This window comes from Telluria sp. B2 (assembly GCF_051789535.1).
Classification (GTDB): Bacteria; Pseudomonadota; Gammaproteobacteria; order Burkholderiales; family Burkholderiaceae_D; genus Telluria.
Window position 1 is genome coordinate 2,681,411 of the sequence record NZ_CP196525.1, and the last position, 19,808, is coordinate 2,701,218.

Below are 19,808 nucleotides of genomic sequence, written 5' to 3' on the forward strand. Positions count from 1 at the left end.
GTGATCGCTGCGGGGTTTTTTGCTTTTGGACTTTCGCTACGGGTCCTCGAGGCTTCCAGAAATGATCTTCATCTGACCTTCATGTATGCAAGCCTGCGCCAGCCCACGGCGCGGTCTTCGCCGCATGTGCTCAAGCTGCGCCGGTCCTGCCGTCCTTGATCTCCGTGTACAGCTTTTCCGTCAGTTTCAGCAGTTGGCTGCCCGGTCCTCCGCGGTGGTAAAGCTCTTGCCAGATCAGCTGCAATTCGCGCATCGCTTCCCGGGTCGACTTCTTTCTTGCGGCGATCAATGCCCGGCCATAACGCCCATATAACTGCCCGATCGAGACGCCTTCGTTTTCCACCAGGCGTTGGAAACGCAGTTCTGCTTCTTCCAGACACCTCCTTCGCTCATCCGCAAGCGTGCCCGGTCTCCTGCCTGTCTTTTCCAGTTCCTCCCGGCTCGGCTTTGCGTCCCCGGTGTTCCCTGGCTGTGACTTTCGCGGTCCGTTTTCTTCGGCGGCCTTTTTGTTCAGATCGTCTTCTTCCTTATCCAGAAGCGAGGCGGTCGCCATCAATGCAATCCCGATCCGCGGGCTTGTCTGGTATCCGTTTCCCTCGCCGCCGTAGTCTTCCGCGAAAGCCTCGGCCTTGCGGTAGTGTTCAAGCGCCCGCTTCGGTTGCCCTCGCATATGAAAATAGTCGCCTTGCATCATTTCGGTTCGCATACGGATCCATGGCGATAGCGGAGCAGGTGAGTGCAGCTTTTCCAGGCATGCCTCGGCTTCGTCCCACTTTTCACGCGCGCACTCGATACGGGCGCGCCAACAATGCGCCAGGGCGCGTAAATCAGGATCATCCTGTCGGGCCAGCGCTTTCTCGCCCTCGTCAATCGCAGCAATCGCCTCGTCCAGCATCATCTCTTCCGTTTGAGTCCAGGCCAGTGCATCGATCCTTAATAGCGCTGCAGTCGAGGCGGCCTGCTTTTGCTCGTCATCAGGCAGACGCTTGTTGTTGGCTTTCTGGTCGAGCATACCGATCGCGGCCACCAGCATCGCCTTGCGCTCATCATTGAGAAAGCGGCTATCCATATAGTGGGTCAGGACCATGGCGAAATCGACGATACGGCGATCGCCGCCGACCTCGCGCACCACATGCTTGATGATGCGCCAGTACGGGTCGACCTGCGACATCTCGTCTCTGACCAGCGCGTTCCAGTACTCGGGAATGATGACTTCCTTCCCGTCGATCACCGCTTTCGTCCGTCGTATGACGTTCTCGTCCTTGAGGAACTCGAGCAGGCGATTCGCCAGTCGCTCTTTGGCACCGCCTGGCCCATCCTTCAGGCGCAGGCGCAGTGCTTCCCTTGTGAGCCGGTGCAGGGTGTAGGAAGCGTCGGCCCCGTCGCGCTCCAGCAGTCCGGCCTTGACCAGGATTCCGGCGGCTTCGGCAAAGCGTGAACCGGGCATGCCTTCTCCCCCTGCCGCAAGGTGGAGCAGGCGTGAGGGAGCTGGCTCGGACTCGGGGAAAGCCAGCATGGCGGTCAGAATGGGCAGCGTGCCGGTGTACGCCTGCGAGGACGCCAGGAAGTCGACGGTGACATTCACAAGCGTGGCGAACACCTGGTCGATGTTCCTGCACGGATCCCCACGGAGCGGTTCCAGGGCTGCGCACAGATCTTCGATCGACTGGCGCATACAGGCGCGGACATGTGAACGGAAGGCCTTGGCGCTACGGGGCGGGGCTCCCGTGGAGTGGTCCGCCGAGGCTGACGGCTGCGCTTCGTCAGGTTCGTCCGGACGCTCCCTGCTGCATGCATCGAACCTCAGACTGATCAAGCCCAGGCCGAGCTTGATCGCCTGGGGGTTTCCAAAGCCGAAACGTGCAAGAATGTCGACCGCTTTCGTCGCCAGGCGGTTGTGAAGCACCTTGAGTTTGACCGCGTTTGCCTGCTCGAACGCGACATGCTTTGCCTCCGGCGGCTTCAGCTCTTCCAGTTGCACCACGAAGTCGTCGAGGATGAGACTGTGCGATGTGATCACAATCTTGCTTTTCGGGTGAGAAAAGATACGCAGGTTTTCCAACCACTTTGCGATCCTGCCGAGTTCGGAATCGGTACGCTCGAGGTCTTCTATCACGACCAGGACTCTTTCGTGCTGCAGAAGCCGCGTCACCTCCTGCATTTTGATGAACTCGCGCGCCGCCGCATTGCTGACCTCACTGGGCCGCTGCGCGCCAGGTATCATCGAGGCGGTCTGTATCGAGCTGGAGATCGCCCGCAGGATGCGGTCGAGCGTATGTCTGCAAGGATCCTTGCCTGTACCATTGCCTGGATCTGCCCGGATCCACACCGCGCAGGCAAATCCCTCGCACGCAAGCATATCGCTGCGGCTGCGAATCGCGTTCGCAGCTGCCGCAGCCACGATGGCGGTCTTTCCGATGCCTGGTTCTCCCTTCACGATCACCACCGGGAACTCGGAACGCAGACCGTCCTCGATCCGCTGCAAGGCTTCAATTCTCACCAGCGAACCCTTATGTCGGGGAATCTCGAAATTGTCGCCAACAATGAATTTTCTTTCCCGTACGAAATACTTGCGCCGCTCATAGTTGTGAAGCGCGAGCGCGAAATGGCGCAGCCACTCTTCTATCTTTTCGCTGGCCCCGGGTTTCCCGGGCTCCGCATCGATCTCGATCGCCTTGACACCTCGCCGCTTGAGGGCCGCAACCGCAAGCTTCGATGGCCTCAACTGCAGCGAGAACAGCAGAGGGCGTGTTGCACCGGATTGGGATGCTACCTTTCCGAGGATCATGCCGAGATCGATATCGCTGAAGCTATAGCCCAGGAACAGGACGGTACGGGTCTGGAGCTCCACTTTCAGCAGGTCGGCCACGGCCGGATTCCTGGTGAAGTAGCTGTAATAGTCGCCCGCCGTAAAGACGAGGGAGGAAGAGTCGTTGAGATCGCCATGTAACTTGACGATCGACAGCTTCGAGTTGTCGGACAAGCCGACTTGCGAGGCGTTCGCGATGACTGTCCGGTTCATCCCTTGCCGGTGAGAGGCCTGTTCCAGGAGGTCGTCGAAATTTGTCGTGTAGATCCGCTGCACCGGGAGACACACGATCAGTTCGTGCACCCGGGTGAGCTGGAACCGGACATCACCAAGCATCTTGCGCAAATGATTCTCCAGTTCCGATCGCCCGTAGAGCGTTTCGTAGAGATCCGCGACCTCCAGATACGACATGCATGGATCAATGCCCTTGCCCAACTGTCGTCGAAGTGGATCTATCAGCTCGCTCCAGAGGGGCATGCCTGAGCCTGAGGAAATTCCGGCGCCGACGAAAATCGTGCCGTTGCCACTGGCGAAGCGCTCAACAAGAACGGGGTCGATATCAGGATCGGCGGGCATACGGGTTCTCCTCCACAAAACCAAATATCGACTCCTTGCTCAGCCTAGGAGCCCGGCCGGGTCGATACTTGAGATGAATCAAACGTTTTATGACGCGACCGTGCTAGGGAGTAAGTTTCGCTGATGTGTCCGTGCTCCCGCCCTCGCGTAGAATACAGCGTCGTCCATTCGTACAGTTCGCCCTTGCATTCCGCCCTCAAGCCCATCATTCGCGCCGCCTTGTATTACCTGCTGTCGGTCCTGGCGATCGCACTCGTGCTCCTGGCGGGCAGTTACCTTGTCGATGGCATCAAGGGCGCGCTGTCCTCGCGTGACCGTCTCGCGCTGATGGCCGGCGTCCAGATCCAGGTGGATGCTTATCGGCAGGAACAGGTAGCCAGGCTGAGGATGCGACTTGGGGAGGCCAGGTGGCTGCCGCTGACCGCGGTCGACGACCGGATCCGCACCGTCACCAGGGAATTGGCGGAAACCAGGCGGGAGGAAGCCGGCGAACTGGCTTTCCTGCTGGACGCGGGCCCCGAACAGTATGCTGCGCAGCTGGCTTCGCGCTACCAGGCCAGGCTCGCGCGCGCCCTCCTGACGCAGGAACTGGGCTACCTCCAGCAAGTGCGCGCCCATCTCTTTGCCGTCCAAAGCCGGCAGGCTGCGCTGGATGAGCTGGGCCGGCTGCTGGAGCGGCACCGCGCCGTCTACGCCAGGCTGCTGCAGAAGCGCCAGGAGGTCGACCGGCTCGGCTGGGTCGATGCCCGGCGCATGCAATACCCCTGGGCCAGGAGCCCGAAGCTGGACAGGCTGGCCGCCGAAGTGCGCAGCCTGACGGCGGAGAACAACAGGGCGGCGGCTGCCTACCGCGCCCAGGCGCTGGCCCTGCGCCGCATGCAGACGGTGTCGGACCTGGGTGAATTCGCGCCCGACGGGCACGCGCTGGACCTGGCCCTGCGCCCACTGGCGGTACAGGTCGCCGAGGCGCGTGCGGCCGTTTCAAGCGACGTGCTGTCGCGGCTGGCCGCGCCGCTGCGCCAGGTCTTGCCCCTCGCCGTGGGCATTCTCGTTGCCGCCATTGCCGGACGCGCCGTGATCCGGGCCTTCTTCTATTTCGTGCTGGCGCCCCTTGCAACGCGCGGCGCTCCCGTGCGCCTGGACCGGGCGCAGCTGGGTCTGCAAGCCGGGCAGGGCGGGCAGGCGCCGCCTGCAGTGGCGCTCCTGTCGCCGTCCGCCGTCTCGCAGACCCTGCGGCTCGCGCCGGGAGAAGAGCTGCTGGTGCTCCCGAGCTACCTGCAAAGCGCTCCTGTCGGCGCCGCCCGCAGCACGCGCTGGCTGATCAGGGACAGGTCGTGGGCCAGCCTGAGCGCGGGCATGGCGATGCTCACCTGCGTCCGGACCCGCAACGCCGGAGAAGAGGTCGTGCTGTCGGCCAGCGACGACGGGCTGAGCGAGATCGCGCTGCTGCGCATCCCGGCCGGCCAGGCCCTGGCGATCCAGCCGCGCGCATTGGTCGGCGTGGTCGCGAGCCATGGCGGAGCCATCGACATCGGCTGGCATTGGCGCCTGGCTTCCCTGCACGCCTGGCTGACCCTGCAGTTACGCTTCTTCGTGCTGCGCGGGCCGCTCACGCTTGCGGTGCAGGGCAGGCGCGGGGTGCGGGCGCAGGAAGCGCGGGCGACACAGGCGCTCAGGCAGACTGCGACGCTCGGCTTCTCCACCGGGGTGGCCTATTCGGCCGTACGCAGCGAGCCCTTCCTGCCTTACCTGCGCGGACAGGCGCCCCTGCTGTACGACCGCTTTGGCGGCGCCGGCATCTACCTCTACGATGAGACACCCGGCGCCGGCAGGCCGGGCCGGGTGCGTCGCGGACTCGAAGGGGTGACCGATGCGCTGCTCAGGCTGGTCGGGTATTGACCCTGCGCCATCGGCTTGCTCCATGAAGTCGTGCCTTGCCGGCCGAACCTGCCCGACCGTGCTGATCATCTAGAAATGTAACTAACCAACATATAAAAACAAGATCGGAAAAACAACTCGACGCCGCGGACTGCGGCCAGAATCACAACACGCCACCAGGCCTCCAGGGCGGGGGGCCAGGGCGTCCGCCACGCAGCCAAACCTGAACGAGAAGTGGCGGCACGCCTGACCCGGCGGAGGAGAGAAGAGAGCACACCCGAATCGTGCAGATGCCTCTTCGGGACGCAGGAAGGCGGAGGCGAACGAACCGGCCGGAACGCTAGGGCTTGTCCTTGGGCTCGCGCAGGAGGCGCCTGAGCAGCTCGAGGTCGATCGGCTTGGTCAGGTGATGATCGAACCCGGCTTCGAAGGCGCGTTCGCGGTCCTTCTGCTGCCCCCAGCCGGTGGTGGCGATCAGTTTCATGGAAGGGCCCTCCGGCAGCTGGCGCAGGCGCCGCGCCAGTTCGTAGCCGTTCATGTCCGGCAGGCCGATATCGAGCAGGGCCACCGTCGGACGCGTGGCCGGCACCAGTTCGAGCGCATGGGCGGCCGAATGCGCGACCGCGACTTCGCAGCCGGAGGCCTCGAGCGCCATGGCCAGCGTCTCGGCCGCGTCCTGGTTGTCGTCCACCACCACGACCCTCGCCTGGGCCTGCACGGTCTCGGGCGAAGCCGGCGCTGACGGGCAGTCCGCGCCGGCGGCCAGCGGCAGGCGCACGATGAAGGTGCTGCCCTGGCCGGGCCCAGCGCTTTCGGCTGCGATGCTCCCGCCATGCAGTTCGACGATGCCGCGCACCAGGGCCAGCCCGATGCCCAGCCCGCCCCTGGAGCGTTCCAGCGCCGGTTCGAGCTGGGAGAACATGTCGAAGACGGTGGCGAGCGCCGAGGCCGGAAGCCCGATGCCGTTGTCGCGTACCCGGATCTCGGCAAGCGCCGGCTCGCAGTGCAGGTGCAGTTCGATCAGCCCGCCGTCGGGCGTGTACTTGGCGGCATTCGTCAGCAGGTTGAGGACGACCTGGGCCAGGCGGGTGGCGTCGCCGTCCACCATGACCGGACCATCGGCCACGAACAGGCGCAGGGTGTGGCCGGCCGACTGCATCGTCGCCGCCAGGTCCTGCGCCGCGCTGCGCACCAGCGCCGACAACTCCACCGGCTCGCGCCGTAGCTGCATGCGGCCCTGGGTGATCCGCGACATTTCCATCAGGTCGTCGACCAGGCGCGTCAGGTGGCGCAACTGGCGGTCGAATACCTGCAGCAGGCGTCCGTCCGTGGTCTGGCCGAAGCGCAGCGTGAACACGTCGAGCGCGCTGCGCATCGGCGCCAGCGGATTGCGCAGCTCGTGCGACAGGGTAGCCAGGAACTCGTCCTTGCGCCGGTCGGCCGCCGACAGCTGGGCATTGAGGCGGGTCAGCTCGGCTTCGGCGCTGCGCCGCGCCTCCAGGGCGCTTTCCGCCGCCTGGCGCGCCGCCAGCAGTTCACGCTCGTAGGCGCGGCGCTCGGATGCCTTGAACAGGGCCCAGTGGTAGACGGTACGGCCCGCGTGCTCGCGGCGCACGATGTTGATCAACATGGGCAGGCGCACCTGGTCCCGGTTGCGCAGGTCGACCTGGATCTCCGCCACCGAGCCTTGTACCTGCAGCAGGGGCTGGCAATGCGTGTGATAGAAGAGGCGGGCGCCCACGGGCAGCAAATCCTGCATGCGCCGCTTGCCGACGAGTTCGTCCTGTTCGTAGCCCAGCCAGGTGCAGGCCGGGCCGTTGACCCGCAGGATCACTCCGTCGGTGGTAGTCAGGAGCAGGGCGCAGGCGGCATCGTCGAACAGCGCCTCGCCGCCGGGCGAAGGATCGCTCACGGCCTCAGCGCAGGGTTTGCGCCAGGAAGGCGTCGATCGCGCGCGAGCTTGCGGTCGGTGCGCTCATGTGCGGGCAGTGGCCGACGTTTTCGATGACATGCAGGGTGCTGACCGGCAGGTGGCGGTGCAGGAAATCTCCCACGGCGCGGGGCGCCACGAGGTCGTCGCTGCACTGCAGGATCAGGGCAGGAACGGTCGAATGCGCCACATCCGCGCGGTGGTCGGACAGGAAGGTGACGCGCGCGAAGTGCTTGGCGATCGTGGGATCGTTGCTGCAGAAGCTGCGGGTCAGCTCCTCGCGCAGCTCCGGGCGGCCGGGCACGCCCATGATGGCCGGCGCCAGGCTGCTCGACCAGCCGAGGTAGTTCGAGTCCATGGTCTCGAGCAGCTCGTCGATGTCTTCGCGGCTGAAGCCGCCGACATAGTCGCCGTCGTTGATATAGCAGGGCGAGGGGCCGACCATGACCTGGGCGACGAAACGCTCCGGCGCCTTGATCGTGGCCAGCATGCCGATCATGGTGCTGACCGAATGGCCGACGAAGACGACCGGGCCAGTGGCGAACTCGTCGAGGATCTCGAGCAGGTCGTCGGCATAGCCGTGCAAGGAGGAATATTTATCGCGGTCGTAGGCCGACAGGTCGGAATTGCCGCTGCCGACCAGGTCGAATGCGATCGTGCGAAAACGGTCTGTATAGGCCGGGGCGAGGAAGCGCCACATGGTTTGATCGCAGCCAAATCCGTGGGCGAACACCATGGTTGCGGAACCATCGCCAGCGATACGGACGTTGTTACGTGCTTGTATGCGCGACATGAAAGATGCTCAATTGAGAATTTAACAATCGGATTATACATGATTAATTGTTGAGCAGGATTGTGCGTGCATATGTCGATCCTGCAGCACTGCTGGCTCCGGCAGGCCTGCACCTGTTTCGGGTTCTGTGCGCGGTCGGAAGGGCGGCGCTGTGGCGCGATTACATCAGGACAAACTGTATCGCTGTATCAGCCAGCACCAGGCTGCGGCGATTGCCCTCCTGAACGAGCAGGAAACACCGCAGTGGCGCAAGATGCGCGCCGAACTGCTCGACCTGCTCAAGGCGAAGAAGGCCGAGGTCGAGGTGACCAAGGCGGAACTGGTCGCCAGGACCGAGCGCCTGCTCGTGCTCAGCCTGGTGCTGGCGGGCTGCGCGATCGTCGTCGGCGCCGCTGTCGCCTTCTGGCTCACGCGCAACGTCATGCGCCAGCTGGGCGGCGAACCGGAGTATGCCGCCGCGATTGCCGGCGCCATCGCGGCCGGCGACCTGACCGCACGCATCGCGGTCGACGACCGCAACGGCAACAGCCTGCTTGCCGCCATGGCGCGCATGCAGCAGGGCCTGGCTGTCCTGGTGCGCCAGGTGCGCGACGGCACCGATGCCATCACCACCGCATCCGGCGAAATCGCCAGCGGCAACCTCGACCTGTCGAGCCGTACCGAAGAGCAGGCCAGCTCGCTGGAGGAAACCGCGGCGTCGATGGAAGAACTGACCTCGACGGTGCAGCAGAACGCCGCCAGCGTCCAGCAGGCCAACGCACTCTCGGCCAAGGCCTCGGCGGTGGCGAGCAAGGGCGGAGAAGTGGTGCAAGAGGTGGTCGCGACCATGGACTCGATCAATGCCTCGGCCAGGCGCATTGTCGACATCATCGGCGTCATCGACGGCATCGCCTTCCAGACCAACATCCTTGCCCTGAATGCGGCGGTCGAAGCGGCGCGCGCCGGCGAACAGGGCCGCGGCTTCGCAGTCGTGGCGTCCGAGGTGCGCAGCCTGGCCCAGCGCAGCGCCACCGCGGCCAAGGAAATCAAGGTCCTGATCGACGATTCGGTCGGCAAGGTCGATGCCGGCAGCAAGCTGGTGAACGTGGCCGGCGAGACCATGCAGGAAGTGGTAGCGAGCGTGAGGCGCGTATCCGACATCATGGGCGAGATCACCCACGCCGGCCACGAGCAGAGCGCGGGCATTGCCCAGGTCAACCAGGCGCTGTCGCAGATGGACCAGGTGACCCAGCAGAACGCCGCGCTGGTCGAGGAAGCGGCCGCGGCGGCCGATTCGATGCAGGCCCAGGCGCAGCAACTGCTGGCCGTGGTCGGCACCTTCAGGCTGGCCGACGGCACCGACGCCGCGCCCGGCGCCGGCTACGCCGGGCCGCGCCTTTCCCCGGGCCGTGCGCCGGCGCTTGCCGTCGAGGACTGACGCACCGGCGCCGGCCGCGGTCCCGCCCTGGCGGCTGCATGCGCGGCCGGCCCGGTCATCAGGGCCGCCGGCTTCCCGCTGGTCGCGCCGGTTGTGCTAGAGTGCCAGGCTCGCCGGGTTGCTTGAAACTCAGCCCACTTCCAAGCGAAGGCGCCGGCGCGTGCAGGGGCAAAGCCGGTGCACGCGCGCCTTCACGCTCAACTCCAAAGTCAGAGAAAACATGAGTAACACTACCGCCAGCCCGGAATTCTGGCAGCGCGTCGACGCCGTCATCAACCTGGTCAACGACCAGTCCGAAGCGAGTTCGCCGAGCGAAGCCGGCGCCTCCGCACTGTTCGCCGCGGCCCGCTTCAACGCCTTCCTGCTCGCGCAAGGCACCGGCAGCGCCGAGAACATGGCGCTCGAAAAAGAGCGCGCACTGGAGTATTTCACGGGCCAGTTCCGCGACATGCTGGTCGCGAATATCGACAACTTCATCGAGAACTACGCGACCTTCATGCAATCGAACCAGCAATAAGGCGGCTGGCCAGCAGTGCTGGCCTAGCGGTGCTGGCCTGTTACTTACTCGAACCAGGAAAAGCCGTCGCGCGCCAGCAGCGCGAACGAGGCCGCCGGTCCCCAGGAACCGGCCGCATACTGCTGCGGTTTCTCGCCCAGGGTCTTCCAGCCTTCGATGATCGGGTCGGCCCATTCCCAGGCCGCTTCCAGTTCGTCGCGGCGCATGAAGTGGGTCAGGCGCCCGCGCACCACGTCGATCAGCAGGCGCTCGTAGGCTTCGGCGCGGCGCTGCTGGAAGGCCGACTGCAGGTCGAGGTTCAATGCCACCTGCTGCATCTGCATGCCGCTGCCGGGCTGCTTGGCCATGATCTGCAGTTTGATCGCTTCTTCCGGCTGCAGCTCGATCACCAGGCGGTTGGTGACGCCGCCCGGGTTCTCCGGGAACAGCGGGAAGGGGGGATTCGCGAACTCGATCACGATCTTCGAGGAGCGGCGCGCCATGCGCTTGCCGGTGCGCAGGTAGAACGGCACCTTCGACCAGCGCCAGGTATCGATGTGGGCGCGCAGGGCAACGAAGGTCTCGGTGCGGCTTTCCGGCGGCACGTTCGCTTCTTCCAGGTAGCCTTTCACTTCCTCGCCGCCGGACACCCCGTGGCTGTACTGGCCGCGCACGGTGTCGCGCGCGATGTCGGCCAGGCTGAAGCGGCGCAGCGAGCGGATCACCTTCAGCTTCTCGTCGCGCACGGCGTCCGGCGAGAGCGAGGTCGGCGGCTCCATCGCCACGATGCACAGCAGTTGCAGCAGGTGGTTCTGCACCATGTCGCGCATTGCGCCGGTGCCGTCGTAGAAGCCGGCGCGGCTGCCCACGCCCACTTCCTCGGCCACCGTGATCTGCACGCTCGAGATGTTCGGCGCGCGCCAGATCGGCTCCAGGATCGAGTTCCCGAAGCGCAGCACGGTCAGGTTCTGCACCGTTTCCTTGCCCAGGTAGTGGTCGATGCGGTAGATCTGCGACTCGGCGAAGTGACGGCCGACGGCCTCGTTGATCTCCACCGCCGAAGCCAGGTCGCGGCCCAGGGGCTTTTCCAGCACCACGCGCGCATGCTTGTCGACCAGGCCGGCGGCGGACAGCTTGTCGCAGATGGTGGTGAACAGCGAGGGGGCGGTGGCCAGGTAGAACACGCGCTGGGCGCCGGCGCGCGAGGCCTCGGCCAGGGCGCCGAAGCTGGGCGCGGCCTGCACGTCGAGACGCACGAACTCGAGCAGGTTCAGGAAGCCGTGCCAGGTGTTCTCGTTGAAGTTCTCGCTGGCGATGAAGGGCCGCGAGTGTTCGCTGACATGGGCCAGGTAAGCCGTACGGTCGAACTCCTGGCGTCCGGTCGAGAGGATGCGCGTCGCGTTCGGCAGGTTGCCGTGCAGGTAGGCCATGTAGAGCGCGGGCAGCAGCTTGCGCATCGCAAGGTCGCCCATGCCGCCAAAGATGACCATGTCGAGAGGGAGTTCGGTGTCGGGAGCAGGTGTAGGCGTCATGTCGGCATTCTTCGTGTGGTTGAGCAGCCGCCCCTGTGTAGCAGGCAACGGCCATGGTGCAATGAGGCCGTAGGATATCACTAGCCCGGCGCTTCTACCGGACCTGCTTCTTTGCAGCACCTTGGTGCGACGCAGCGTCGATTACGATATAAAGCGCTATTGCCTTGGGGTGGCTCAATAAACATGCTGTTTAACCGGGATCTTTTTCAACGGATATTGCTTGGCAAACAGCAAGACCGTATGATCGTCCATCGTCCCGGAACCTGAAGGCGTGCTCATGCGATTTGATTTCTTTCAGCGGATATCACGCGCTCCGACCAATCCCCGTGTAGCGTCGAAGCCGCGCGAGTTCGACGTCGCCGACCTCTACCGCGGCCCGATCGCCGATACGGCCAGAGAAGACCTGCCGCTACGCGCCCTGGACGAAAAGCTCAGGCAAGCCTATTTCTGGATCGTCAACACAGCGATCATCAGCCCGCACTACGACATCGAGTACAACGACGGCCCCGCGCAGCGCTATGTTGTCGGCGACGCCAAGCGCTCGCTCACCCTTCCTTCGGCGCAAAGCTACTCGAGCTTCATTCTGCTGCCGCTACTGACCTTCGCGACGCGTCGCAAATGCCTGTTCGTGGGCGGTCCGGGGCGCGGCAAGACTGCCAGCGCGATCCTGATGGGCGTGCTGTCCGGCGCCTCGGTGCGCGACGTACGGCGCGCGATGCAGCACGGGCACCCGCAGATGACGGTGGCCGACCTGCTCGGCAATCCGCTACCCGCCGACCTGGTGGCCGCGCAAAGCATGAACGACATTCGTATCGCCTGGCGTTCCTGGTTGTCGATGCGGGTCAAGATCGTCGACGAATACAACCGCATACCAACTCGCACGCAGAGCGCGTTGCTGACCGTGATGGGTGATAACTATGCCGAGGTGTTGGGCCAGGTCTTCGAGTGCCCGCAATCGGCCTGGTACCTGACCGCCAACGACGAAGAGGGGGGCGGAACCTTCCAGGTGATCGAGGCGCTGCGCGACCGCATCGACGTCATCGTCCAGGCGCTCGCCTTCAATCCGCGCTTCCTGGGCGAACTGCTGCTGCGCATCGAAGAGAACGTGCGGCCCGAGGAGTTGATGCCGCGCGAGTTGATCTTCACCGACGAAGAAGTCGACGAGATGGGCGGTGCCATCCGCGACATCGAGGTGCCCGAGCAGGTCCGGCGGCGCCTGGAATTCTTCGCCAGCCAGTTCGAGCTGTGCGAGCCAGCAGCAGGCCAGTTCGAATACATGACCAAGGACACCGCACGGCTGGCGGGCACTCCCTGGCACGAACTGGCAGCCGCCGAGAACGGGCGCGACCGCCTGGCGGACCTGGGCTGCCAGACCCGGAATGGCCTGTCGGTGCGCAATCTGACGACCTTGCTGGTGTATGCCAAGGCGCTGGCCTGGTTCCGGGGCAATGCGCACGTCGAACTCGAAGACCTGCGCCAGGTGCTGCCGTTCGTCCTGCACGACAAGCTGCGTCCCGACCTCGACGCGCCGTTCTTCGGACTGCCGGAGAATGCCGCTTACCGGTCGGACCGCGTCGGCTGGCTACGCCGCCTGTTCGATCTCGCCAACGACGAATACACCCGCCTCGGTCTGGAACGCGACGACCCGGTTGGCGACCTGGCGGCGCAGTTCGCGCATGGCCTCGATGGCCTGTCCGAGCGCGAAACGCGCGCGCGCCTGGTGAAGATCGAAAAGCTGATTGCCGAAAAGGTCAAGGGCCGCAAGCTGTATGGCCACCTGTACGACGACCTGCTCAAGCTGAAGTACCTGCATCAACGCTACACGAATTACCTGACCTGGCTGCGGGCGCAATAAGATGATCTCTCCAGCCCTTGCCGGCGCCCTCGCTGCGCGGCGCGCCGATTTCAACCGCCGTACCCATGAGGCGCACCGGCGCTACCAGCAAGCTTTCGACGAGGCGGCGTTTACTGCTTTCCTGGTCGTCGAAGTCGACGGCGTGGTGCAGGCCGCCGCTCGCCTCGCAGAGGACCGGGTGCACGCGGTGGCATCGGCCGCCTACGACATCGCGCTGGAATTGAACGGCCTGAGCGGCGCGGCTGGAGCCGGAGGGGCGGCGTTCGTCTCGCAGGTGTGGCGCGAGCTGGCGCCGGCGCTGGCGCGCCTGGTGGCACTGCATCCGGAGCAGGTGCTCGGCATGTTGAGCAACGCCGCGCTTCATCTGACTTCGCTCGCCGGCGCGCGCAGCGCGCAGTGGCTGGATGAGATGATTGCGCTGGCGCCCCGTATAGAGACGCCCGCCGAGCTGCGCGCCGTCGGGCAGGTCCTGGCGTGGCGCGCCGGCGCCGCGCACTTCCGTGTGGGAGCGCTGGCCGCAGCGGATGGCTTGCCGGAAAGCCTTGCTCTGGCCGCATTTCCAGGGTACGGCGAGCAGGACTGGCGGGCGCTACGTTCGCGCCTGCAGGCCGACCCCTGGCACCGGCCAGGGCACGAGGGTGGGTGCGAGATCGGCGGCTTTACCGGACTGGGCGGCACTTTCGCAACTCCGCCGCAAGTGCGTGCCGGTGTGGACTGTTTCGTGGTCGAGTCGGGCGAGCGCCACTTCCTGTTGCTGGCCGATGCCTACGGTGCGATGCTGCTGACGGCAACCCCCGAAGAGTTCGCGGCAGCCGACCAGGACGCGCAGCAGCCCGGTGTCGAGGTCGCGAGCAATATGCTGCTCGTCGGACGACAGGCCATCGCGATCGACCTCCCGGCAGCAGGACTCAAGGCCTGCGCAACGGCAGCGACAATTGCCATTACCTCCCCCTATACGCATGCGATCCGGCTGGTGCCCCGCGAGGCTGGGCATGCTTGAACCGGGCCTGCATTCCACCGACGCCTTGCTCGAACGGTGGCGCCAGGCCTGGCCGCAGGCGCTGGCCTGCTGGAGCCGCTACACGCGCCTGCACGACGCGAGGCTGTGCGCCACCACGGTCGAGGCGGCCCAGGAAGGACTAAGCGGCAGTTTCGCCATGATCCGCCTCGCCGACCAGAGCGTCGTCATCGACTTGCAGGCAATCGGGGCGCTCGGCTTGCAGGAGCATGCGGTCGAGATCCTGGCCCACGAGATCGGCCACCACGTCCTGGCGCCGGGCACCGCGACCAGCCACTTCCGCATGCTGGCCCGGGTGCGGCGCGCGCTGCCTACCCTCGAGCGCCATGCCGCGATGGTCGCGAACCTGTATACCGATTTGTGCATCAATGATCGCCTGCAGCGCCAGGCCGGCCTGCGGATGGCGGAGGTCTACCGCGTGCTGGCGGCGAGGCAGGATGCCAGGGACGAGGCCGGCAAGCCGAAGGAGCAGGGAGCCGTCTGGACGCTCTACATGCGCATCTACGAGCACCTGTGGCGGCTGGACAAGGGGAGCCTTGGCGGCGCGCGTGGCGACGACGCGCTCGAGACCGACGCTTGGCTGGGCGCGAAACTGGTGCGCGTGTACGCTAACGACATGATGACCGGGGCCAGCAGGTTCTCGGCCTTGCTGCTGCCTTACCTGGTGCAGGACCCCGAGCAGCAAGGCCTGGAGAAGCATGTGCTGGACACGGGCGAAGCGGGCGCCGGCAGTTCGCCCGGCGGCCTGCATGAGCTCGCGCCAGGCGAAGGGGACGAGGCGATCCATCCGGCTGAGGACCGTCTGATCACGGACGCCGGGGGCGAGGCCAAGGGCGAACCGGTTGACGAGAACGAGGCGGGAAGCGCAGGGGGGCAGACCCGCGAGCCTTTCGAGTATGGCGAGATACTGAAGGCGGGCGGGGTCGAACTCAGCGACCACCAGATCGCAATACGCTACTACCGCGAACGAGCGCTACCTTATATGATTCCTTTTCCGCGCAAGCGCGTGGCCCAGGCCGCCGAGCCGCAAATGGAATCCGTGGAGACCTGGGACATCGGTGAACCGTTGGACGAGATCGACTGGATGCAGAGCCTGATGCTGAGTCCGACGCCGGTACCGGGCCTGACCACGGTGCGCCGTGTGTACAGCCGCGACACCGCAAACGAGTCCGATCCCTTGCCGGTCGACCTCGACCTGTACGTCGACAGTTCCGGCTCGATGCCGAATCCGCAGATCGCCACCTCCTGGCTGGCGCTGGCCGGCGCCATCATCGTCCTGTCGGCGCTGCGCGCGGGCTCGACGGTGCAGGTGACGCTGTGGAGCTCGAAGCAGGAGGTGCTGCGCACGAACGGCTTCGTGCGCGACGCCGACGCCGCTCTGCACGTGCTGACCGGCTTCTTCGGCGGCGGCACCTGCTTTCCGATCCATCGTCTGCGCGACACGTATGCGCACCACAATGCAAGCGGGCGCCAGCGTCCGGTGCACATCCTGATGATCTCGGACGACGGCATCACGACCATGTTCGACCAGGACGAGCGCGGCGCCAGCGGCTGGGACATCGCCGCCGCTGCATTGGCCGCAGGCGGCGCGGGCGGCACCATGGCGCTGAACCTGCCGGAAGACTGGGAAACCGGCGACCGGACCTGGTTCGGGCACGTGGCGCGCGACCTGAAACGTGCACGCGACGAGCAGGGCTGGCAGATCCACGCCGTTTCCGACATGGCCGGGCTGGCCGCGTTCGCGCAAGCCTTCGCGCGGCGCCATTACGGCGACACTGGCCAGCCTGCCACCCGTTCCCACATGTGAGTGCCAGATGAAGCATGATGGTCCCGACCTCGAACGCCTGACGCGGCGCCTTGCCGACACCCCGGTGGATTTCCTGGCCGAGCCGGCTATCGGTACCCGCGGCGGGGTTGCCGTTGCCGCGCTGGTAAACGACCTGCTGGCCCTGTACGGCGCACGCGCCTGCGCCGGTACCCTGGCGCGCTTCGAGGGATGGGATGCGCATGCCGACCGCAACCGCCTGGCGCTGGCGATGATCGTGGTGTGGCTGCTCGCCGACGAGTGGTTCCGTGACGCGCGGCTGGAGCAGCCGGCGCTGGTCGCCGTGCTGGACGAGACGGTGGCGGAGCTCGCCGGCGCCGCTCCCGCACACCGTTTCGTCAACGACCCCGAGCGCCGCGAAGAACTCGCGCGTTCGGTCCTCGCAGCGATCGACTACCGGCCGCGCGGCGAAACGCCGGAACAGGCCGGCGACCGCCTCGCAGCGATGAGCGGCACCGCACGCCGCAAGCTGATCGAGGCCAGCCGCGGATCGGAAAAGCGTGCCCGCGCCATCCGCGAGGCGCTGTTCAGGAAGGCGGCCGAGGAATCGGCCGACAAATGGACGCGCGAGTGAGCGAAACGGTATCGAACGACGCGCGCATGCATCGCGAGCGTTTCCCGACCTTGACGCCGGCCGGTCAGCGCATGCTCGATTTCATGCTCACGCATCCGCATGCCCCGATCTATCGCAACGCCAGCGGCAACCGCCTGCAGGCGTCGGAAGTGGAGATGGTGCGTGCATTCGAGCGCGAGACTGCTCGCGCCCATGTCGGCTGGACGCCCGATGCAATACCGGACTGGGCCTCCGGATTTGTCGCCGACACCTTCGCCACTGTCCCGTACTATCGCGCGCTCGGCTCGCCGCCGCTGCGCTTCAGCGATATCGCCCCGGTGTCGCGTGCCGATCTTGCGGCCGATATCGCACGCTTTGTGCCCGACCATGTCGATACCGGTCGCCTGATCAACTTCCAGACCACCGGCACTACCGGCCACCCGCTGGTGGTGGCCTCGCATCCGCTGGTGGCGGCGAAATACGCCGCCTTCCACAAGCGCGCGCTGCGCCGCCGCGGCATCGTTCCCCAGCATGGCGCCGGGCAGGTCGGCGTCGTCCTGCTCGGCTACCAGAAGCGCTGCTTCACCTATGTGTCGGTGAACCCGACGATGGACGAGTCCGGCCTGGCCAAGATCAACCTGCATCCTGGCGACTGGCGCGATCCGCACGACCGCGCGCGCTACCTCGACGCGCTGGCCCCGGAGATCGTCGCTGGGGACCCGATCTCGTTCGGCGAATACTTGGAACTGTCATTGACCACGCGGCCGCGCGCCCTGATTTCGGTGTCGATGATGTTGCATGCCGGCCTGCGCGCGCGACTTGAGGAACGCTTCGGCTGCCCGGTGCTGGATATCTATTCGCTCAACGAGGTCGGTCCGGTCGGCGTGTTCGACGCGGGGCTCGGCGGTCACCTGCTGTTGCAGCCGCGCCTGTTCGTGGAAATCCTCGACGCACAAGGAAACCCGTCCACGCCCGGCGTCGCGGGCGAGATCACAGTCACCGGCGGCTTCAATTTCTGCCTGCCCCTGCTGCGCTACCGTACCGGCGACTTCGCCACGCTGGCCCACGGGCCGGAGGGGCCGGTACTGGTCGGCCTGTCGGGGCGCCGTCCGGTGCGCTTCTTCGCGCGCGGCGCCTGGATCAACAACGTCGACATCACGCACGCATTGCGGCCGTTGCCGATCTCGCATTTTTCGTTTCACCAGGAAGCGGACGGAACTGTCATACTCGCGCTGGCCCGGAGCGCGATGGCGTACTCCGGGCCGGCACGTGCGGCACTGGCGCCCCTGTTCGGCGAACAGCAGATATGGGTGGTGGAACTCGTGGCCGACGACAAGACCTTGCAATATACCTCGACACTGGCAGGCGCCCACTCATGATCGGACCACTCGAAATTACCGCCAACGCCGCCGCCACGGCGGCGATCCTCCTGGCCGGACGCAACAGCATTCATACCTGGTGGACCGGCATCGTCGGCTGCCTGCTGTTCGCGCTCCTGTTCTTCCAGGCCAAACTGTATGCCGACGTGGTTCTGCAGGTCTTCTTCGTGGTCTCGAGCGTGGCCGGGTGGCGGCTGTGGCTGCGCGGCGAGCGGGGACAGGCGCTGGCGGTGTCCTCGGCGGATGCCCGCACCCTGGCATGGATCGTCCCGTTCGGCCTGGCCTGCGCCGCTGGCTACGGCGCACTGCTGCATTTCTGGACCGACGCCTATGCACCTTTCGCGGACTCGATGGTGCTGGTATTCAGCGTGATCGCGCAACTGCTGCTGATGCAGCGCCGCATCGAGAACTGGCCGTTCTGGCTGCTGGTGAATTCGATCGCGGTGCCGCTGTACGCCAGTCGCGGCCTGTACCTGACCGCCTTCCTCTACGCCGTTTACTGGATCAACGCCATCGTCGCCTGGATGCGCTGGCGGCGCCTGGCGCGGCAGCAGAAGCAGCAGCAGGCCGGCGCGCTGGCCGAAGCATGAGACGCTACCGCCGCGGCCTGGTGGTCGGCAAGTTCTGTCCGCTGCACCGCGGCCACATGCACCTCATTCAGAGCGCGCTCGATGCCTGCGAGGACGTGCTGGTCATCAGTTATACGAAGCCCGGGTTCGGGCGCTGCGATACCGAAGCGCGCGACGGCTGGCTTGGCGCCCTGTTTCCGCAAGCGGCGCGCCTGGTCGTCGACGATGCGCTGCTTGCCGCAGCTTTCCGCGGCGGGAAGATCGACCATCCGGCCGCGCTTCCGGCGAATGACGCGCCTGCCGACGTGCACCGTGCGTTCTGCGCCTGGCTGTGCTGGGCTTTCTGGGGTAGGGAAGTCGATGCGGTGTTCACCAGCGAGGATTACGGCGACGGCTTTGCTGGCGCCCTGTCGCAATACTTTTCGTCCCGGCTGGGACGCGCACATCATGTGCGTCATGTGTGCGTTGACCTGGGACGTGGCGCGGTGCCGGTATCGGGCACGCAGGTCAGGAGCGATCCTTCGCGTTACCGTCCCTTCCTCGATCCGCTGGTGTATGCTGATTTCGTCGACCGGGTCTGCATCCTGGGCGGAGAGTCGAGCGGCAAGACCACAGTGGTCGAGGCGCTCGCTGCCGCACTCTGCACGACCAGCGTTCCCGAAGTAGGGCGCACGCGCTGGGAAGAAAAGGGCGGCAAATTCATGTTCGAGGACATGCGCGCCATCGCCGAGGATCAGGTCGCCCTCGAGATTGCGCTGGCTCAGGAAACGCGGGGACCGCTGATCTGCGACGGCAGTGCGCTCACCACGGTGTTCTACAGCGAGGATGGGTACGGCCGGGTAGATCCGGTCGTTGCACGGCTGGGACGCCGACGTTATACGCATACCTTCCTTTGTGCGCCGGACTTTCCTTTTGTCCAGGACGGAACGCGACGCGACGCTGCTTTCCGCCAGCGCCAGCATGATTGGTACCGGCAGACGCTGGACATGGCGGGCATCGCATACACATGCCTGCATGGAACGCTTCCGGCGCGACTCGGTCAGGCCCTGGAAACGCTTGGCTGTCCCGGCGGCCCATACGACGTTCAGCGTCGGGTGGCCCTGGGGTGAACAAGCCCACACCGACTATTGTGTCTTGGCAAGGTGGACGTCGGAGGCGGCGCTGGAGTTGGCTGGTCC

14 protein-coding genes are annotated in these 19,808 nt (G+C 65.7%); 10 read left to right on the forward strand and 4 right to left on the reverse strand.

Annotated elements, in window-relative coordinates; genetic code table 11:
• Positions 1–130 precede the first annotated feature (130 nt).
• Positions 131–3,385 carry an SIR2 family protein gene (locus ACSUZJ_RS11970; RefSeq protein WP_499416366.1) on the reverse strand — a complete coding sequence of 1,085 codons (3,255 nt, stop codon included), beginning with the start codon at positions 3,383–3,385 and terminating at the stop codon, positions 131–133.
• A gap of 183 nt (positions 3,386–3,568) precedes the next feature.
• Between ACSUZJ_RS11970 and ACSUZJ_RS11975 the strand changes: the two genes are divergently transcribed.
• On the forward strand, positions 3,569–5,284 hold the full coding sequence (locus ACSUZJ_RS11975) for a hypothetical protein (RefSeq protein ID WP_499416368.1): 1,716 nt from the start codon (positions 3,569–3,571) through the stop codon (positions 5,282–5,284).
• A gap of 319 nt (positions 5,285–5,603) precedes the next feature.
• Here the strand turns inward: ACSUZJ_RS11975 and ACSUZJ_RS11980 are convergent, their stop codons facing one another.
• Positions 5,604–7,175 carry a hybrid sensor histidine kinase/response regulator gene (locus ACSUZJ_RS11980; RefSeq protein WP_499416370.1) on the reverse strand — a complete coding sequence of 524 codons (1,572 nt, stop codon included), beginning with the start codon at positions 7,173–7,175 and terminating at the stop codon, positions 5,604–5,606.
• 4 nt (positions 7,176–7,179) lie between these two features.
• On the reverse strand, positions 7,180–7,929 hold the full coding sequence (locus ACSUZJ_RS11985) for an alpha/beta fold hydrolase (RefSeq protein WP_499416522.1): 750 nt from the start codon (positions 7,927–7,929) through the stop codon (positions 7,180–7,182).
• 208 nt (positions 7,930–8,137) lie between these two features.
• On the opposite strand from ACSUZJ_RS11985, the gene ACSUZJ_RS11990 reads away from it, so the two are divergent.
• Together ACSUZJ_RS11990 and ACSUZJ_RS11995 are read left to right on the forward strand one after the other, a co-directional pair.
• Entirely contained in the window at positions 8,138–9,403 is a 1,266-nt protein-coding gene (locus ACSUZJ_RS11990; protein WP_499416372.1) for a methyl-accepting chemotaxis protein, read from the forward strand.
• Positions 9,404–9,623: 220 nt separating this feature from the next.
• Entirely contained in the window at positions 9,624–9,920 is a 297-nt protein-coding gene (locus ACSUZJ_RS11995) for a DUF3144 domain-containing protein (RefSeq protein WP_499416374.1), read from the forward strand.
• A gap of 44 nt (positions 9,921–9,964) precedes the next feature.
• Here the strand turns inward: ACSUZJ_RS11995 and zwf are convergent, their stop codons facing one another.
• Positions 9,965–11,431 carry a glucose-6-phosphate dehydrogenase gene (zwf, locus tag ACSUZJ_RS12000; protein ID WP_499416376.1) on the reverse strand — a complete coding sequence of 489 codons (1,467 nt, stop codon included), beginning with the start codon at positions 11,429–11,431 and terminating at the stop codon, positions 9,965–9,967.
• Positions 11,432–11,708: 277 nt separating this feature from the next.
• On the opposite strand from zwf, the gene ACSUZJ_RS12005 reads away from it, so the two are divergent.
• Genes ACSUZJ_RS12005 through ACSUZJ_RS12035 form a run of 7 tightly spaced genes read left to right on the forward strand, consistent with a single transcriptional unit; the run spans position 11,709 to position 19,739 of the window.
• A complete protein-coding gene (locus tag ACSUZJ_RS12005; protein ID WP_499416378.1) occupies positions 11,709–13,286 on the forward strand; it encodes an AAA family ATPase in 1,578 nt (525 codons plus the stop codon).
• Between the two features lies 1 nt (position 13,287).
• Positions 13,288–14,286 carry a hypothetical protein gene (locus ACSUZJ_RS12010; protein WP_499416380.1) on the forward strand — a complete coding sequence of 333 codons (999 nt, stop codon included), beginning with the start codon at positions 13,288–13,290 and terminating at the stop codon, positions 14,284–14,286.
• A complete protein-coding gene (locus tag ACSUZJ_RS12015) occupies positions 14,279–16,111 on the forward strand; it encodes a vWA domain-containing protein (protein WP_499416382.1) in 1,833 nt (610 codons plus the stop codon). Before ACSUZJ_RS12010 ends, ACSUZJ_RS12015 begins: the two co-directional genes overlap by 8 nt.
• 7 nt (positions 16,112–16,118) lie before the next feature.
• Positions 16,119–16,703 (forward strand): hypothetical protein, encoded by a 585-nt coding sequence (locus tag ACSUZJ_RS12020; protein WP_499416384.1) that lies wholly within the window; start codon positions 16,119–16,121, stop codon positions 16,701–16,703.
• Positions 16,700–18,061 carry an acyl-CoA synthetase family protein gene (locus tag ACSUZJ_RS12025; protein WP_499416386.1) on the forward strand — a complete coding sequence of 454 codons (1,362 nt, stop codon included), beginning with the start codon at positions 16,700–16,702 and terminating at the stop codon, positions 18,059–18,061. The genes ACSUZJ_RS12020 and ACSUZJ_RS12025 overlap by 4 nt, the downstream gene beginning before the upstream one ends.
• Positions 18,058–18,651: a nicotinamide riboside transporter PnuC gene (gene pnuC, locus ACSUZJ_RS12030; RefSeq protein ID WP_499416388.1), complete on the forward strand. Its 594-nt coding sequence runs from the start codon at positions 18,058–18,060 to the stop codon at positions 18,649–18,651. The genes ACSUZJ_RS12025 and pnuC overlap by 4 nt, the downstream gene beginning before the upstream one ends.
• Positions 18,648–19,739, forward strand: coding sequence for an AAA family ATPase (locus ACSUZJ_RS12035; RefSeq protein ID WP_499416390.1), 1,092 nt, complete (start codon positions 18,648–18,650; stop codon positions 19,737–19,739). Before pnuC ends, ACSUZJ_RS12035 begins: the two co-directional genes overlap by 4 nt.
• The last annotated feature ends 69 nt before the right edge of the window (positions 19,740–19,808 follow it).

Coding starts and splice junctions, on each gene's coding strand:
- ACSUZJ_RS11995 (WP_499416374.1), top strand. CDS start 9,624: ATGAGTAACACTACCGCCAGCCCGGAATTCTGGCAGCGCGTCGACGCC.
- ACSUZJ_RS12020 (WP_499416384.1), top strand. CDS start 16,119: ATGAAGCATGATGGTCCCGACCTCGAACGCCTGACGCGGCGCCTTGCC.
- ACSUZJ_RS11970 (WP_499416366.1), bottom strand. CDS start 3,385: ATGCCCGCCGATCCTGATATCGACCCCGTTCTTGTTGAGCGCTTCGCC.
- ACSUZJ_RS12015 (WP_499416382.1), top strand. CDS start 14,279: ATGCTTGAACCGGGCCTGCATTCCACCGACGCCTTGCTCGAACGGTGG.
- ACSUZJ_RS12035 (WP_499416390.1), top strand. CDS start 18,648: ATGAGACGCTACCGCCGCGGCCTGGTGGTCGGCAAGTTCTGTCCGCTG.
- ACSUZJ_RS12010 (WP_499416380.1), top strand. CDS start 13,288: ATGATCTCTCCAGCCCTTGCCGGCGCCCTCGCTGCGCGGCGCGCCGAT.
- ACSUZJ_RS11985 (WP_499416522.1), bottom strand. CDS start 7,929: ATGGTGTTCGCCCACGGATTTGGCTGCGATCAAACCATGTGGCGCTTC.
- ACSUZJ_RS12005 (WP_499416378.1), top strand. CDS start 11,709: ATGCGATTTGATTTCTTTCAGCGGATATCACGCGCTCCGACCAATCCC.
- zwf (WP_499416376.1), bottom strand. CDS start 11,431: ATGACGCCTACACCTGCTCCCGACACCGAACTCCCTCTCGACATGGTC.
- pnuC (WP_499416388.1), top strand. CDS start 18,058: ATGATCGGACCACTCGAAATTACCGCCAACGCCGCCGCCACGGCGGCG.